The organism is Acinetobacter uliginosus, from assembly GCF_044130295.1.
Lineage (GTDB): Bacteria > Pseudomonadota > Gammaproteobacteria > Pseudomonadales > Moraxellaceae > Acinetobacter.
On sequence record NZ_JBIQOC010000017.1, the window covers coordinates 12290 to 25971 of the forward strand.

The window sequence follows — 13682 nt, forward strand, 5'->3', positions numbered from 1 at the left end:
GAGTGATCAAAAAAATTGAAGCAAATCGGAAAATTTGGCTATCCGTGCTTTAGGTTTTGCCTGAGTAAGCTCTGCATCAGAACCATAACCATAGTCCACTGCGATGGTGTCTATACCATTGCTGCGAGCACCAAAAATATCATGCTCACGGTCACCCACCATCACACATTCAGCTGAATCTAACTTTTCCTTTTCAAGGATATAGGCAATCAAATCGCCCTTGTTGGTCCGCTCACCATTCAGCTCGCTGCCATAGGCATATGTAAAATATTGCAGCAGATTAAAATGTTCTAAAATTTGCTTAGCATAGATTTGAGGTTTGGCCGTAGCCAAATACAAATGGAAACCCTTTTGCTGCAAGGTTTGCAAAGTTGCAGCGACATCTTCAAAAACATGATTTTCATACAAACCGGTCACAGCAAAACGTTCCCGATAGCCCATCAAGGCCTGTTCAGCCAAAACATCATCCACCGGCACATTTAAAATTTTCGCCAAAGATGCCTGCAAAGGTGGACCAATAATCCAGTCGATGTTGACCTCATCGGCAATCGGATGGCCCACTTTGGTCAGACCATAACGTGCTGAAGTGGTGATCCCCACTTTGGGATCAGTTAATGTTCCATCCAAATCAATCAAAATATTCTTAATCACCAACCGACCCTTCAACTTAAATTTTTACTTCACAAATACTATCGAGACTTGGCTCAAAGTTGCCTATACTAACGCAAATTTTGTGATTTAAGGACATCATTGTGCGCCCTACTGTACTTTGCTTTTCTGGTTTAGACCCATCGGGTGGTGCTGGCTTGCAGGCAGATATTGAAGCGATTGGCCAAAGTGGTGCACATGCAGCAATTGCCTGTACTGCGCTGACCATTCAAAACTCGCAGCAGGTGTTTGATTTTGAAGCAACCTCCAAAGAATTATTGCTGGCCCAAGCGCATGCTGTAGTCGGCGATTTACCGATTAAATGTGTGAAATCCGGTATGTTAGGCACCACAGACAATATTGCCGCTTTGGCTGAATTTTTACGTGAACATCCTGAATATCTGTATGTGCTTGATCCAGTTCTGGTGGCCAATAGCGGCGGTTCATTGGGCGATCAAGCCACACTGGTCAAAGCCTTTGTGGAGCTGATTCCGCTAGCTACTGTGCTGACCCCGAACACCGTCGAACTTCGTGCCTTAACTGGCGTGGAAGATATTGACCAGGCTGTAGCAAAACTTTTTGCCATGGGTGCCAAAGCCGTTTTAGTGAAAGGTGGACACGAGGATACCCCTGACTATATCCGCAATGTGCTATACGTAGAGGGTGAACTGGTGTCTGAAACCCGGTGTCCTCGCCTTGAAGGTCAATATCACGGTTCAGGCTGTTCGCTGGCCAGCTTTATTACCGGCCGTTTAGCACAAGGTGATGACTTAAAACAGGCGGTCAACCATGCCGAAACCTGGCTGTTTGGCGTGCTGAAAAAAGCGGAATCCCCGGTGCCGAATGGTCAGAAAATTCCGAAACGGTTTTAAAAATCCATCTGCTGCATAATCATCTGCATAATCATCTGCATACGAACCTGCATAAAACCCTGATGATCAGTCCGCTATTCGGGTTTGATCTTGGTTTTTTTACTTTTTATATTCAAAAAATAAAGCATGTATACATACATGCTTTAATTAAACATTGACCTGATTTAAGCAATCAGAATTAAGCAATCAGGTATTTAATGGTGGTACTCGAACCATTATTTTTCACCGATTCAATCCCTTTCTCACGTGACTGCTCGCTTGAGTAAAATTGGCTGGTGCCAATAACTTGATAATTTGCTGCTTTTAAATTGAAATAGGGTTTGCCATTTTTTGCTTCCAGACGTTCATAGCGGTTATCTTCAGGGCTATTTTTCTGCACTGATTCAATACCATTTTGTGCAGAAGCTTTGGTCTTGTACAATTCGCTGGTCAGAATCACTTCCCCATTGCCCGCTTTCAAAACAAAGCGATATTGCCCATCGCTGGCCTGACTGACTTCATACCATCCTGCCATATAAAATACCCCTTGTTATTGTAAGAGTTATAAAAGAATAGAATTTATATTGTTTAAATAATATGCTACTTGTATTAAATATAAATGACTTTTTATTTCAAAGAAAGCACATTTTATGATCATAATTTAAATCTAGATTGGTATGATTTATCGCCTTAAATGAATACATTGCGCTATTTTGATCCAGACACTGTTGATAGCCATCGTTCCATGAACTGCAGGCAAGAGAGTAGACTTCTTTCATAATTATTCACACCCTTTTTATTTTTTTCCCATTGGGAGAAATAAAGGAAATTTATAAAAGAAGTCTACTAAATTGCCGGTCTATTCTCTCCCCAGCTTTTGATTAACACCCTGCCCTCCCTTAAACAATTTTTTTAGCGTAAGTAGCTTTCTGCATTTCCAGTATTTCCACACAAATCTGTACACTGACCTGGCTTTGCGCAGGAATGTGCTGTTCAAGGGTGTGCAGGATCACTTGAGCAATTTGCTGTTGTAACTCCAGACTACGTCCAGTCAATAAAGAAACTTTGGCATGCACATAGGCTTGTGAAACATCTCCCAAACCAATGACATAATCATGCTGGCAAATGGCACGGCTTTTGAGATCATTCGCAGCACCGACATAAGCTCCCTCAACCAGGGCCTGGTTTAAAGCAAGCAAGAGCGGTTTGGGTTGAAAGTTTTCTACATTGTCGGAATATTCAAGATGGATATGCGGCATAACAAGAACTCTTTAACATGAATGACTAAGGTTATAGCATGCTGGTGCTTTAATCATAAAATGGCTCTGTCAATGTTTAAGCCATAATGCTTCTGATAAAAACCAATAATACGATAGTTCATGCAGTCACGACTTCATAAAAAAGCTCCAGCATTGTCGCCAGAGCTTTTTGGGTTTTAATGTCGTGAATTAAGCTTTTTTCACAAATTCAGATTTTAATTTCATGGCACCAAAGCCATCCACTTTACAGTCCAGATCATGACCATCGCTTGAGTCCGGCAATAAACGAATGTTCTTCGCCTTGGTTCCCACTTTAATTACCGATGAAGAACCTTTGATTTTCAGATCTTTAATCAGGGTAACCGTATCGCCATCAGCAAGCACATTGCCATTTGCGTCTTTAATAATTGTAGCCTGTTCAGTACTGCTTTCGCCTTCTTTCCATTCATGAGCACATTCTGGGCAAATCAGCAAATCGCCATCTTCATAAGCATATTCTGAGTTACATTTGGGGCAATTTGGCAAAGACATAAAAAACCTCAAAAATCTTATTATAACATTTTATAAAGCAATCTTTTGCTAAAACCTTATTTATATTATGGAATAAACATGCTCAGCAGATGCTTTCAGCTTTCTTCCAAAACCTGTTTAAGTACAATCACATGATTATGGTTTTCACTTTTAGCCGCAGTGATAAGGCTGACTTTTTCTTGTCTGGCCATCTCTCTAATTTGCTGCAACACCTCTGTTTGTGAGCGCAGTTCAGCCCTGTAACGTTGCTGGAATTCTTCCCAATGCTGGGAGTCATGCGCATACCATTTTCGCAGCTCAGTTGATGGCGTGATTTCTTTAGCCCACCAATCAATTTTGGCATCTGCCTTTTTAATGCCTCTAGGCCACAGCCGGTCAACCAGAATCCGTTTACCGTCTGAAGCTAGAACTTCTGCATAAGCACGTTTAATTTGAATGTTCATCGCACAGCAGCTATTGATCTGGAATTTCAGGGGTAACCAGTAAAGTGAGCAGTTGCAACGATTCCTGCCATCCCAAATAACAGGCTTCCACTGGAATAACCTCAGGAATGCCTGATTGGGTAATATGCACTTCGGTTCCGACGGACACTGCTTTGAATTGAATGATCATTTCAATGTTTCCGGGCAAGTTGGAATCATCGAACTGGTCGCTATAGCGCAACAATTGGTTGGGAATGATTTCATGATAGGTGCCACCAAAGGAATGGCTAGAACCGGTAGAAAAATTGCTAAACGACATTTTATAGGTCCCACCGACTTTGGCATCCAGATGATGAACCTTAGCGGTAAAACCATGGGGTGGCATCCACTTGACCAGAGCATCCGGGTCAATAAATGCCTTAAACACCCGTTCCGGTGGTGCGGTAAATACGCGATGCAGTTTCACTGTATTGTTTTCAGTCATTTGCGAACCTCGTCTTATTGTTATTTTTAAAATGCAAGTTGATTGTGGTTATTCTCTGATGCTGCAGGGCTTTGGTCCGATATGAAGCAAGGTTTTCAATTCCTTGTTCATAAAACATTTATCAATGTCCCAAAACATTATAGGTCCAGAATAGCAGCATTCAAGCCGATATTTTTATCTAAATCTCAAATCCAGTTTTGAATATCTAGTCTGGCATGTCATCAATATGATTGGGTTCTGTGCGCGGCTGAGTATTCATATAGTGCCGAAAACAGGATGAACGCTCATACACCTGCATGCGTACCCGCATGATAGAACCTAAAGGCTGGTGTTCTTTTACCCCATGCCACGGATTGAAAGACAGCACGTCATCTGAATAGACCCGACGTGCCGGACTAAAGGTCTGCTGTTTTGGAAAATGTAAAGTTCCGATGACCTGATGCAGTGATTCATCTTCATCCCACAACACGGCGGCATCTTCAACAGGCATACGGTCCAGGTTGGTACATAGCTGAGCGCGAATAACATAATCAGCCGTATTACGCTTAAAAAAATCCTGGACCAGATCACGTATGCCGGAATCTTCCTGAATTTGCATCGGTATGCCAGTCAGTTGTTTTACCGACTCAGATTCAGGTGCCACACTGATTTTGGCAATATAGTTGCCATAACGTAATGCTGCCATGCTGTGATAGGTTTCCCCGAGTATATGATGCTGGCTACGTGCCAGTCCCTTGATCGTCGCAGATGCCTGCAATCCCGCACGGCTGACCAGATGATCGACCCCACGCATGACACCGCGTAAACCACGCATGACCAGTTCAGGTGCCCTTTCCGCTTCAGTCATAAAAGGCAGCATTTGCATATATTTGCGTACCGTTCCAAAAACCAGTACCGGCATATTGACCATCAGAAAATCCTGATTTTTTCCCTCACTGGAATCTTCTGGCAATAAGCGCTCGCCCGGCACATTTAAAATTTTAAGGGCAAAACCATGCGGCACCGGTGTCTTATCGCTACGCAAATCCCCGGGAGCAGCAGACAGACGGACCATGACATCATAATAGCCCGGATGGGCAAAAATTCCCTGCGCCAAGTGATCGGGCAGGTTTTCAGGAATGGTTAAAATGCCTTTTAAGAAACCGTGGGATTTAGCATGCGCATCGCGAACTGCATGACGATGCTTGTCAAAAACCTCAGTATTGCTTTGGGTCATATAATCTACAATATACTGAATATCTTCTTCTTCATTTTCCTGTTTTTGTTCGACTTCTGGACCATAGGCCACATAATTATTCACTGCCATGCCGTGCTCCTTTCATGCCTTGAAGAGGAATAAACTGTTTTGAAATTTATGTATTAATCTAGCAAGGAGTTTGCTTTACAAAGGAAGTGCTTGGTATACACATTGAAGGTATTTGGTAAATAAAGCAGAAAGATGAAACTAAACTGGCGTGGCTGCAAAGCATCAGTCCATCACATAATTTTTTTAATTTTAAAATCAAATATTTAATTAAATAAATTTAGAAGGTTTAAAATCAATAGAAAGGAATAGAATGCGAAAGCTGCTTGAACAGCTTCTTCTGAGTTTCAGTGGATGGGGTATGATTCTTATAAAATCTTGATATGAAAATGGCCCTAAGCATCTAAATGTTTAAGGCCTTTTTAACAGGTTCGATCCAATTAACTGTACTGGCTCAAACCTGGATCATCCCCCAGCCATTAAAATTTTTTAGGAATAGGGATTAACTTTTGACTTCATTTTCCCAGTCTTCATCTTCATAGACATAAGCCATACAGCCCCAGCCATCATATTCGCCGCCATATTGCGTCGCGATTTTAGTGAACCATTCTTCCAGATCGACGATGTCTGAATATTCAGGTTCCATATACACATAAATGGTGATAATCCACTCGACCGTGTCGGCTTCTTCATCTTCAAACAGGCTAATTTTTTGTTCTTCTTTGAGCAGATAAAGTGCACATTTTTGTGCCTGTTCTTCAGTCTGAAAAGCTATGGAAAATTCAATTTCATGCGCTTCAGTCAGATCGTCGCCATCTTCGGCCATTTGCCAAAGTACATTACCATTTTCATCATCGGGGAATTGGTCAAAATCGCGTGTCATGGAGTGTTTCCTTATTGTAATTAGATATCAGCTATATCATGCCATATAGATTAGCTCAAGTTTGTTTCAGTTTAGCCATTTCACTGTTTAGCTTAACTACAACACTTGTGCTGATAAGTCCCCTTTGTCCTGCCATTTTATTTTCCACAGATCGCTGGTCTTAGCCTTCCACCATCTGCTGCTGCAATTCACCTGGCTCATTCGGTTGCTGTGCCTTGAAGGCTGAAACCAGGGCTGCAAGCTTAAACTCTTCCAGACGTAACTTTAAAAATGATTCATGAATTCGGGCATGGCTGAATGCTGCTCCATAATGATTGATCAGGATAAAATCATCTTGCAACGCCTGAATAAACAGCCCCACCGTGTCATGCTCTAATTGAGATAAATACAGGTCAGCCTTGCTGTTAAACACATGTGTAACCAGAGCGATGGCAGAAAGTCTGCGATTTTCCTCGACATACTCGCATTGACCCACCTTGTTTGCTGCAATGGCATTTTTTATTTTTCGGCGGACTTCTGTTAACTGCTGCGCGGCATGAATGTCCTCATAGCCTTCAATCAATTGGTCCAACAGGATTTGTGCAGGATACACATATTGAAGGCCATAACCCTGAATCTTGTTTTCCAGTGCTTTTGAAATTGCAGCCAATTTTTCTTGTTCTACTGCCTGATGATAAAAAGCCCCTAATCGTTCTCTGGCCTGGGCTTCCAGGTTAAGCCGGCTATTTTTTTCCAGTTTTTCCAGATAATGTCGAGTGTTTTCAATCTCTGCCTTCATTTTTTCTAGCAGAAACTCTGCTTCAGTTTTAGTGGCTTCGACAAAGCTCTCGACCTGGTTTTTTCGCTCTGCAACGTAATGTTCAGTATCCAAAACGTCTTGATACTGACTCAAATTTTCAACCCGGTTTTTTAGATTGCCGATCTCGATACGACAGGTATTTAATTGATGGTGCAGCGCATCGTTTTGCTGTTCATGCTCTGCCAGATTATTTCGCGTGCGATCCAGATTCACCTGCAAAGATTTCAGAGTGCGCTGTTTTTTTCTTATTTTTATGATTGCCCGATAAAGCAATCCCACCAAAATGAGGGTGGTCAGGATATATAGATAAAACATTATTATTATCTCAAAATTATTATTTCGAAGAAATGTGAAACATTATTTATTAGTAACTTGTTTTTCAATCCCTAGAAAAAGGGATACTGTGTGCGATTGGTCGCATTTTTTTATTATTCTTAGATTTTCATCATCATAAAGCAGTTGGCTGACAAGAAGAAGTCAGCCCTCATAGCATATATGTAACTTATTATTAAAATTATGGACATTTGAACAGATAAAATTTCAAGATATTGATTAAAAAGGAATTTCTACCTTAATTTCAACATCTGCTCCGCTTAAAGGCTGTTTAAAAGCCAGATAGCTGGCATGTAAGGCCATACGTTTTAATGGACTTTGGTAGGGCTCTGGATGATAGAGCTTATCGCCCGTAATCGGATGGCCGATATACTGCATATGCACCCGCAACTGATGAGAGCGTCCGGTAATCGGGGTCAGCAACACCCGGCTAATGTCTTGCTCTTCAGAATATTCCAAGGCCTGATACAGCGTTCTGGCGGGTTTTCCCAAGTCAAAATGCACGATTTGACGCGGCCGGTTTTCCCAGTCGGTAATTAATGGCACTTCGACACTGCCTTCGGCTTCGAGCTTGCCTTGAACCAGCGCAATATAGTTTTTTTTGACCGTACGTGCCTGAAACATTTTACTGACCGCCACTTCTGCTTCACGGTGTTTGGCAAACATCAAAATACCGGAAGTTGCCATATCTAAACGGTGGGTAATTTTAGCGTTGGGATAGCGTTCCAATACCCGAAAATAAGCACTGTCATGATGTTCAGGCAAACGTCCTGGAACGGACAACAGCCCTGCCGGCTTTTCAATCACCACCAGGTCTTCATCTTCATAGACGATGGCGAGCGGTTCCTGAGGCGGCATATACACGAAGTTATCGTTGATGGGCATAGCATTACGGCACGTGGGAGAATGCGCGCAAAATAACAAGGTCAGATCCGACTGTCAACGTCTGTAAAATACAGAGTCGATCTGGAATTATTTATTGTTTGCACCCCATTTTCCAAACGCAGGTTTAAGCTGATGAGAGAGGTCATCTTCAATCAATTGCAGTACCTGATGATCTACTTCATATTGCCTGATCGTGATTTTAAACTGACCTTGAAACCATTGACTCAAATGTAGTGCATACGTGCTCTTTTGACCTTGTCCCAAATGTTGTTTCAACCGATTTTTAAGTCCTGTGGTAGATGAACCTACATACATCACTGTGCAAGGCACATTTAATCTTGCACAGGCATGAGTTCCCTCCGCTTTAAAGATACGAAAGTGATTAAATGTTTCATTCATATCACCGTCTACTTGTTCAATGATATAAATTGCCTTAGATATAGAGGGTAAATCATCTACAGTTGAAAATATAAATTCCTGAACGGGTATAGCCGTTTTAGCAGCATGACAATGTTGAATAAGCATATCGAGATAACGCATATAATTTATTATAGGTAAATGATTTATTAAATATTTTATCAATGAAGAAAAAGAAGAGAGATTTTTGTCTTATATTTTTGTCGGAGAATTTTTGAGGGTGTTAGGGAAAACATCTGTGGTTTACTTCAACCATTATAACTTTGTAAGTTATAACCCTATGCCTATAAATTGATAATCTATAGCGTCCTAAGCCGAATCGAGACCTTGTGGGTAAGTACTGCACTCACGTTGTACGCAACTGGCAGCAATCTACTCTTTTCGATCCCTTATCACACCCTTGAAACATATATTAGCCAAACACGGCCGGGATTAATTTCCTAAGATTTTTTGATTTCCCAAGTTTTTTGGGATTTTTTTTCTTTAAATGAATGATAAATAGAATTTTTTATCTTCCGGATTAAAATACAGGTTTTTTATTGCAGAAAAATTGGGATTACTGGAATTTATCTGCACATCAAACCGCATTTTTTCATCACTTTTTACCCCATTTAATCAGCCAGATAATAGTCTACCGTGGACACGACACGGACTTTCTTTAAATAAGGTGTGTTGCTGTCGCGATCTTCAATGCTAAACAGCCCCTGATTGGCCGCCTTGATTTTACCTAAACGGCTTTTGGAATCTGCGGCAAATTTTTCTGCCACACTGCGGGCATTTTGCGTTGCCTGCTCAATCATCGCTGGCTTGATATCATTTAACTTGGTAAATAAATATTCGGTTCGTTGACCTGAATCATCGCCACCAAAGGCAATGCCCTTTTTACCCAAAGCCACCAGACGGCTTTGTGCTGCCCGCACTGCATCTATTCGGTGGGTATAGACTGTAATGGTTTGATGGGCGGTATAACGGAGCGCGACATTGGCATCACCGCCATATTGCTGGGCATATTTATCGGTCGTAACCGGAGCTGCTGTGGTAATTTCCTGATCGCTAAAACCTTCGGCCTTTAAAAATGCCTGAATTTGCTGGGTTTGTGTTTCCATGGTGTCATACAGCTGGGTCAGGTCCTGACTGGCCGAGCTAAAACGGATTGGCCATACTGCGACATCAGCTTTCACCTCACGCTCAGATAGACCCTTGACCGAGACTATACGTTCATACTGCTTAATTTTGACTGCACTACTGCCGAGAATCCATCCCGCAATAATCATCCCCAGACAAATGAAAACACCTAAAACCAGTGCAGGTTTGAATTGATTCATGCTGCCAAATTCCTCTTTTGCTTGTTTTTGATTGTAGCGGTCCTGTTTTTATAAACTGCGAAACTACTGTTTAAAGATGATCTATTTGCCTATAAGCCTTTTAAAGTTGAATCTGGGTTAGGAATTTCGTATCAGATATAAGGCCAGAAATGGCACCAGATTAAGCAGTAAAATACCAATTTTATATATAGCCATGCCGCCATAATGAATGGCATCAAAAGTGTGATCTGAAAGCTGGAACCATTTGCAATGCAGCTGTTTCATCCAGTTACGGGCAAAAATAAACAGCAAAAACCAGATCATTAATATGATGTAATTAATGAGTAATGAACAAAGTAGAAAACGACTCCAGAAATCATCATTTAGCATTTTTATGGCCTGACCGGATGCTCGCTGATATTTTCTAAATTAGCAGATTTTATCCACAAAAATGAACCAATGATTTGTATCCGGTTTTTTGAATGTAAATTTGATTTCTTCTATTTTTATAGGTTTGAGAATTTTTTAGGGGGGTCAGGGAAAACATACTGTTTTACTTCAACCATTACCACTTTGTAAGTGATAACCTGATGCCTATAAATTGGTAATTTATAGCGTCCTAAGCCGAATCAAGACCTTGTGGGTAAGTACTACACTCACGTTGTACGCAACTGGCAGCAATCTACTCTTTTCGATCCCTTCACACCCTTGAGATATAGAATAGCCAAAGACATGCGGGATTAATTTCCTAAGATTTTGCATTTTTAATTATTTTTGGAATATTTTCCCACTTTATCTATATTTGTAAAAAAATTTCCCTAATTGATATAAAATGCCGCTTTTTATTGCGCCAAACCAACATGAATCGGAATATTTTCTCCATCTCTATAAATCGCAACATTGAAGATTAGCATCAGATTATAAATGGCTATTTCTTCTTGGTCATTTCCGACAGCAAATCCAGTTGAATTTCCTGAATTTTAGCCAGACGATCCCACTGATGCATTAAAAGATGATCGAGTTTTTCATGTAAATGCCGAATCTCCAGTTCAGCTTTTAAGTTGACCTGATAATCATTTTGCGAACGCAAACGGTCTTTAGCTTCCTGCCGGTTTTGGCTCATCATGATTACGGGTGCCTGAATGGCGGCCAAACAGGACAGCATTAAATTTAATAAAATGAAGGGATATGGATCTGCAGGATGTTTCACCATTACCACGGTATTGATCAAAATCCACAGCGCCAAGAAAATGGCAAAGCAGATCAAAAAGGTCCAGCTACCACCGAAACTTGCAATTTTATCAGCCAGTTTTTCTCCAAAAGTCCAATTCTGATCGAGCTTGTTCTCTACATTTTTGCTGATCAGCTCATGCTGTTGCATACTGTTCAACACTTCATATTCCAGATCAGTGACTTCACCTTGTTCAGATTTTAAAATGGACTGTACATACTGCATACGGTATTTGGTTAAATCGGCTTGGCAGATAAAGTCGCTAGGTGACCACTGTGGAAAGTCCTGTGAAATTTCCTCTGTAATGACTTTGCGAATTGTTCCGATCGGGATAAGATTTTTTTTAGGAAAGCTTTTTTTGCAGACCATGCATGTTTGACATTCTGTTCTTCCGTTCATACCCCATACCTTCTGTTTCATCTATACTTCAATATGCCATGATGTTGATCATTTCCAGACTTAAATAAACACTTGTTTCTGGTCATATTTTGCCAGGACAAGCTTGGTTTTAACTTTATCCCTTCCATATTTTCAGCCTAATTTTAAAGCAATAATCCAGCAATTTTAAAGATAAATATGCCAGATACTATAGACCTATAGCAGTGAGCCATTACGTTGTTTATTCATTTATAAACAAAAATTTAAACCAAAGCCAAGCTGTGAATTCCACTGCCCTTTATCACACATAGAGCTGTTTAACATTCTGATTGATATAGGTATTTAAGCCATCGTCATATTGCGCCAGCTGTTGCATATTTTCAATATGCTGATAGCCGGCACTGGCATAGCTATAGGTATAAATTTTTGATTTTTTCTTAAATTGAACACGAATAAACTGATTGCCAAGTTCATAGCTAGCCACACCAGAGTCGTGGTTCCAATCAAGATAATGTTGCAATTGGGCGCCCTAAATACCGTGAATATAAAGTTTAAGATGAGGGTGTATTGAGCATTTTTCAAACAATCCACAATAATCAGTCCATAGATGAATGGGAAGCGATTTCTATTCGCCAGTTATTCCTATCTATTTATATTTATTCAAAACCTGATCTAAGATTGAAACATTTTAGTGTTCCGCAGCTAAATCAATCATCAACCAGATAAAAAAAAACTCCGCCAGTTAGGCAGAGTTTTTCAGTTTCAGATTTAAATTATTCCGTACAGCACTTGCTACAGCCTTCTACTCTTTCTGTTGGCCAGTTCATTCTTGCGCGTTTATAGGCGAGTTCATAATTTGCAAAGTATCCAATCAAAATCTGGTCATCCGATTTTGGCAGGTCTTCGCAGCCCAGTGTCGCATTGTGTATATAGTGTATGCCTTTAGCTGCAGGTTGTTCATCTACAATAAATTTGATCATTGATAGTTCCCCGAATAATTTTTATAAAGTTGAACCACAATAAACCCATATAAAATTTATGGATTTAATTCAATAATATAATTATGCCTTTATTGGGTAAAAATCAAGCGATTTTACATGAAATATCCGTGACATTCTTTAAATAAATATTTCTTAAAAATTTTGTGTAAACATATATTTTATTTGCATTTTCAAAGCAGGTTTTCCTGTGATGTTTTTGTCCAAAGCGTACCCAACATATCAGCATAATAATCAATATCAGGACACAGACAAGGCTAAGACAGAATGGATAGCAGAGTCGCCCAAATTCATTCAGCTGTGGAAATCACGGAATTTGTAATTCCACCTATAATCACGCTTGATACACTACGATAGAATGCCCAGCCAACAAAAAAGCCCTATGGATGAATAGGGCTTTTGTTCAAAACAGAGGATAACTGTTTGATAGGTGCTGCTTAGGCAATTTTGTTGTTAAATTGATTGCCAAGGCATTTGGTACACGGTGGTAGACGATCAGTACCAATTTCTAAGTAGGTGCGGTGTCCGCATTTGACACAAAAATAGAAGCCTGTTCCGGGTTTAGAGCCAGCAGTAACCATTTTTGTTCTCCATAGGTTTTAGAAATGGTGAACCTAGTATACCCCTATCGTGATGATTGTCTATTGATCATTTCGAAAATTGATGGTGGCATAATTGCAAAAAATAATTTCAAATAACAATTTTGACTGCTTTACAGAAATTTGCTGATCCAATTCTCAACTTGCAGTCCGTCGACTCGTAAGAATTCTTTTTCATTGTTGGTGACCATGACCCAATTATTTGCGCGGGCATGTGCAGCCAACCATAAATTATTATTCCAATAATTTGACCTTATTTTTGGAATTGATAACATATGCCACAATAATTCAAAACTACTACATTTCTTGAATCTAGAGTTTGTATTTGTTTAGATAGATTTTTCAGCACTAGAGTGTAATTTACCTAAAATAATGGCAGCTAAGAATAAGTCTGAAAAATGAGGCTAACTAAACTTA

At 40.2% G+C, this 13682-nt stretch carries 18 protein-coding genes; 1 reads left to right on the top strand and 17 read right to left on the bottom strand.

Going from position 1 to position 13682, the window contains the following annotated elements; translation table 11 throughout:
- Positions 1 to 6: 6 nt before the first annotated feature.
- Complete coding sequence (locus ACE01T_RS05440; protein WP_300043113.1) at positions 7 to 651, bottom strand: HAD-IA family hydrolase; 645 nt, start codon at positions 649 to 651, stop codon at positions 7 to 9.
- 101 nt (positions 652 to 752) lie between these two features.
- Between ACE01T_RS05440 and ACE01T_RS05445 the strand changes: the two genes are divergently transcribed.
- A complete protein-coding gene (locus ACE01T_RS05445) occupies positions 753 to 1520 on the top strand; it encodes a hydroxymethylpyrimidine/phosphomethylpyrimidine kinase (protein WP_395518879.1) in 768 nt (255 codons plus the stop codon).
- A 178-nt stretch (positions 1521 to 1698) separates the two neighbouring features.
- Here the strand turns inward: ACE01T_RS05445 and ACE01T_RS05450 are convergent, their stop codons facing one another.
- From ACE01T_RS05450 to ACE01T_RS05525, 16 genes are all read right to left on the bottom strand, one after another.
- A complete protein-coding gene (locus tag ACE01T_RS05450; protein WP_300043107.1) occupies positions 1699 to 2034 on the bottom strand; it encodes a YegP family protein in 336 nt (111 codons plus the stop codon).
- A 364-nt stretch (positions 2035 to 2398) separates the two neighbouring features.
- Positions 2399 to 2758, bottom strand: a complete 360-nt coding sequence (locus ACE01T_RS05455; protein WP_092820368.1) for a 5-carboxymethyl-2-hydroxymuconate Delta-isomerase — start codon at positions 2756 to 2758, stop codon at positions 2399 to 2401.
- 189 nt (positions 2759 to 2947) lie between these two features.
- Positions 2948 to 3289, bottom strand: coding sequence for a zinc ribbon domain-containing protein YjdM (locus ACE01T_RS05460; RefSeq protein WP_261183644.1), 342 nt, complete (start codon positions 3287 to 3289; stop codon positions 2948 to 2950).
- A gap of 95 nt (positions 3290 to 3384) precedes the next feature.
- Complete coding sequence (locus tag ACE01T_RS05465) at positions 3385 to 3732, bottom strand: DUF488 domain-containing protein (RefSeq protein WP_300043096.1); 348 nt, start codon at positions 3730 to 3732, stop codon at positions 3385 to 3387.
- 10 nt (positions 3733 to 3742) lie between these two features.
- Positions 3743 to 4195, bottom strand: a complete 453-nt coding sequence (locus tag ACE01T_RS05470) for an SRPBCC family protein (protein ID WP_395518881.1) — start codon at positions 4193 to 4195, stop codon at positions 3743 to 3745.
- Between the two features lie 205 nt (positions 4196 to 4400).
- Positions 4401 to 5501 carry a catalase family protein gene (locus ACE01T_RS05475; RefSeq protein WP_300043090.1) on the bottom strand — a complete coding sequence of 367 codons (1101 nt, stop codon included), beginning with the start codon at positions 5499 to 5501 and terminating at the stop codon, positions 4401 to 4403.
- Positions 5502 to 5940: 439 nt separating this feature from the next.
- Positions 5941 to 6321, bottom strand: coding sequence for a ribonuclease E inhibitor RraB (locus ACE01T_RS05480; protein WP_092820373.1), 381 nt, complete (start codon positions 6319 to 6321; stop codon positions 5941 to 5943).
- Between the two features lie 160 nt (positions 6322 to 6481).
- On the bottom strand, positions 6482 to 7435 hold the full coding sequence (locus ACE01T_RS05485; RefSeq protein ID WP_395518882.1) for an SNIPE associated domain-containing protein: 954 nt from the start codon (positions 7433 to 7435) through the stop codon (positions 6482 to 6484).
- Positions 7436 to 7672: 237 nt separating this feature from the next.
- A complete protein-coding gene (locus ACE01T_RS05490; RefSeq protein WP_300043079.1) occupies positions 7673 to 8338 on the bottom strand; it encodes an RluA family pseudouridine synthase in 666 nt (221 codons plus the stop codon).
- Positions 8339 to 8425: 87 nt separating this feature from the next.
- On the bottom strand, positions 8426 to 8863 hold the full coding sequence (locus tag ACE01T_RS05495) for a hypothetical protein (RefSeq protein ID WP_395518883.1): 438 nt from the start codon (positions 8861 to 8863) through the stop codon (positions 8426 to 8428).
- A gap of 503 nt (positions 8864 to 9366) precedes the next feature.
- Complete coding sequence (locus ACE01T_RS05500; RefSeq protein WP_395518884.1) at positions 9367 to 10080, bottom strand: SIMPL domain-containing protein; 714 nt, start codon at positions 10078 to 10080, stop codon at positions 9367 to 9369.
- Between the two features lie 117 nt (positions 10081 to 10197).
- Complete coding sequence (locus ACE01T_RS05505) at positions 10198 to 10449, bottom strand: DUF6868 family protein (protein ID WP_395518885.1); 252 nt, start codon at positions 10447 to 10449, stop codon at positions 10198 to 10200.
- Between the two features lie 538 nt (positions 10450 to 10987).
- Positions 10988 to 11689 (bottom strand): DUF1003 domain-containing protein, encoded by a 702-nt coding sequence (locus ACE01T_RS05510; protein ID WP_395518887.1) that lies wholly within the window; start codon positions 11687 to 11689, stop codon positions 10988 to 10990.
- Between the two features lie 280 nt (positions 11690 to 11969).
- Positions 11970 to 12188: a hypothetical protein gene (locus ACE01T_RS05515; protein ID WP_395518888.1), complete on the bottom strand. Its 219-nt coding sequence runs from the start codon at positions 12186 to 12188 to the stop codon at positions 11970 to 11972.
- Between the two features lie 253 nt (positions 12189 to 12441).
- Entirely contained in the window at positions 12442 to 12648 is a 207-nt protein-coding gene (locus ACE01T_RS05520; protein WP_180044588.1) for a hypothetical protein, read from the bottom strand.
- Positions 12649 to 13103: 455 nt separating this feature from the next.
- On the bottom strand, positions 13104 to 13247 hold the full coding sequence (locus ACE01T_RS05525; protein WP_086197667.1) for a zinc ribbon-containing protein: 144 nt from the start codon (positions 13245 to 13247) through the stop codon (positions 13104 to 13106).
- Positions 13248 to 13682: the final 435 nt, after the last annotated feature.

Excerpts from the sequence above, each read along its gene's own strand:
- ACE01T_RS05450 (WP_300043107.1), bottom strand. The coding sequence starts at position 2,034 with ATGGCAGGATGGTATGAAGTCAGTCAGGCCAGCGATGGGCAATATCGC.
- ACE01T_RS05455 (WP_092820368.1), bottom strand. The coding sequence starts at position 2,758 with ATGCCGCATATCCATCTTGAATATTCCGACAATGTAGAAAACTTTCAA.
- ACE01T_RS05460 (WP_261183644.1), bottom strand. The coding sequence starts at position 3,289 with ATGTCTTTGCCAAATTGCCCCAAATGTAACTCAGAATATGCTTATGAA.
- ACE01T_RS05465 (WP_300043096.1), bottom strand. The coding sequence starts at position 3,732 with ATGAACATTCAAATTAAACGTGCTTATGCAGAAGTTCTAGCTTCAGAC.
- ACE01T_RS05470 (WP_395518881.1), bottom strand. The coding sequence starts at position 4,195 with ATGACTGAAAACAATACAGTGAAACTGCATCGCGTATTTACCGCACCA.
- ACE01T_RS05475 (WP_300043090.1), bottom strand. The coding sequence starts at position 5,501 with ATGGCAGTGAATAATTATGTGGCCTATGGTCCAGAAGTCGAACAAAAA.
- ACE01T_RS05480 (WP_092820373.1), bottom strand. The coding sequence starts at position 6,321 with ATGACACGCGATTTTGACCAATTCCCCGATGATGAAAATGGTAATGTA.
- ACE01T_RS05485 (WP_395518882.1), bottom strand. The coding sequence starts at position 7,435 with ATGTTTTATCTATATATCCTGACCACCCTCATTTTGGTGGGATTGCTT.
- ACE01T_RS05490 (WP_300043079.1), bottom strand. The coding sequence starts at position 8,338 with ATGCCCATCAACGATAACTTCGTGTATATGCCGCCTCAGGAACCGCTC.
- ACE01T_RS05495 (WP_395518883.1), bottom strand. The coding sequence starts at position 8,863 with ATGCTTATTCAACATTGTCATGCTGCTAAAACGGCTATACCCGTTCAG.
- ACE01T_RS05500 (WP_395518884.1), bottom strand. The coding sequence starts at position 10,080 with ATGAATCAATTCAAACCTGCACTGGTTTTAGGTGTTTTCATTTGTCTG.
- ACE01T_RS05505 (WP_395518885.1), bottom strand. The coding sequence starts at position 10,449 with ATGCTAAATGATGATTTCTGGAGTCGTTTTCTACTTTGTTCATTACTC.
- ACE01T_RS05510 (WP_395518887.1), bottom strand. The coding sequence starts at position 11,689 with ATGAACGGAAGAACAGAATGTCAAACATGCATGGTCTGCAAAAAAAGC.
- ACE01T_RS05520 (WP_180044588.1), bottom strand. The coding sequence starts at position 12,648 with ATGATCAAATTTATTGTAGATGAACAACCTGCAGCTAAAGGCATACAC.
- ACE01T_RS05525 (WP_086197667.1), bottom strand. The coding sequence starts at position 13,247 with ATGGTTACTGCTGGCTCTAAACCCGGAACAGGCTTCTATTTTTGTGTC.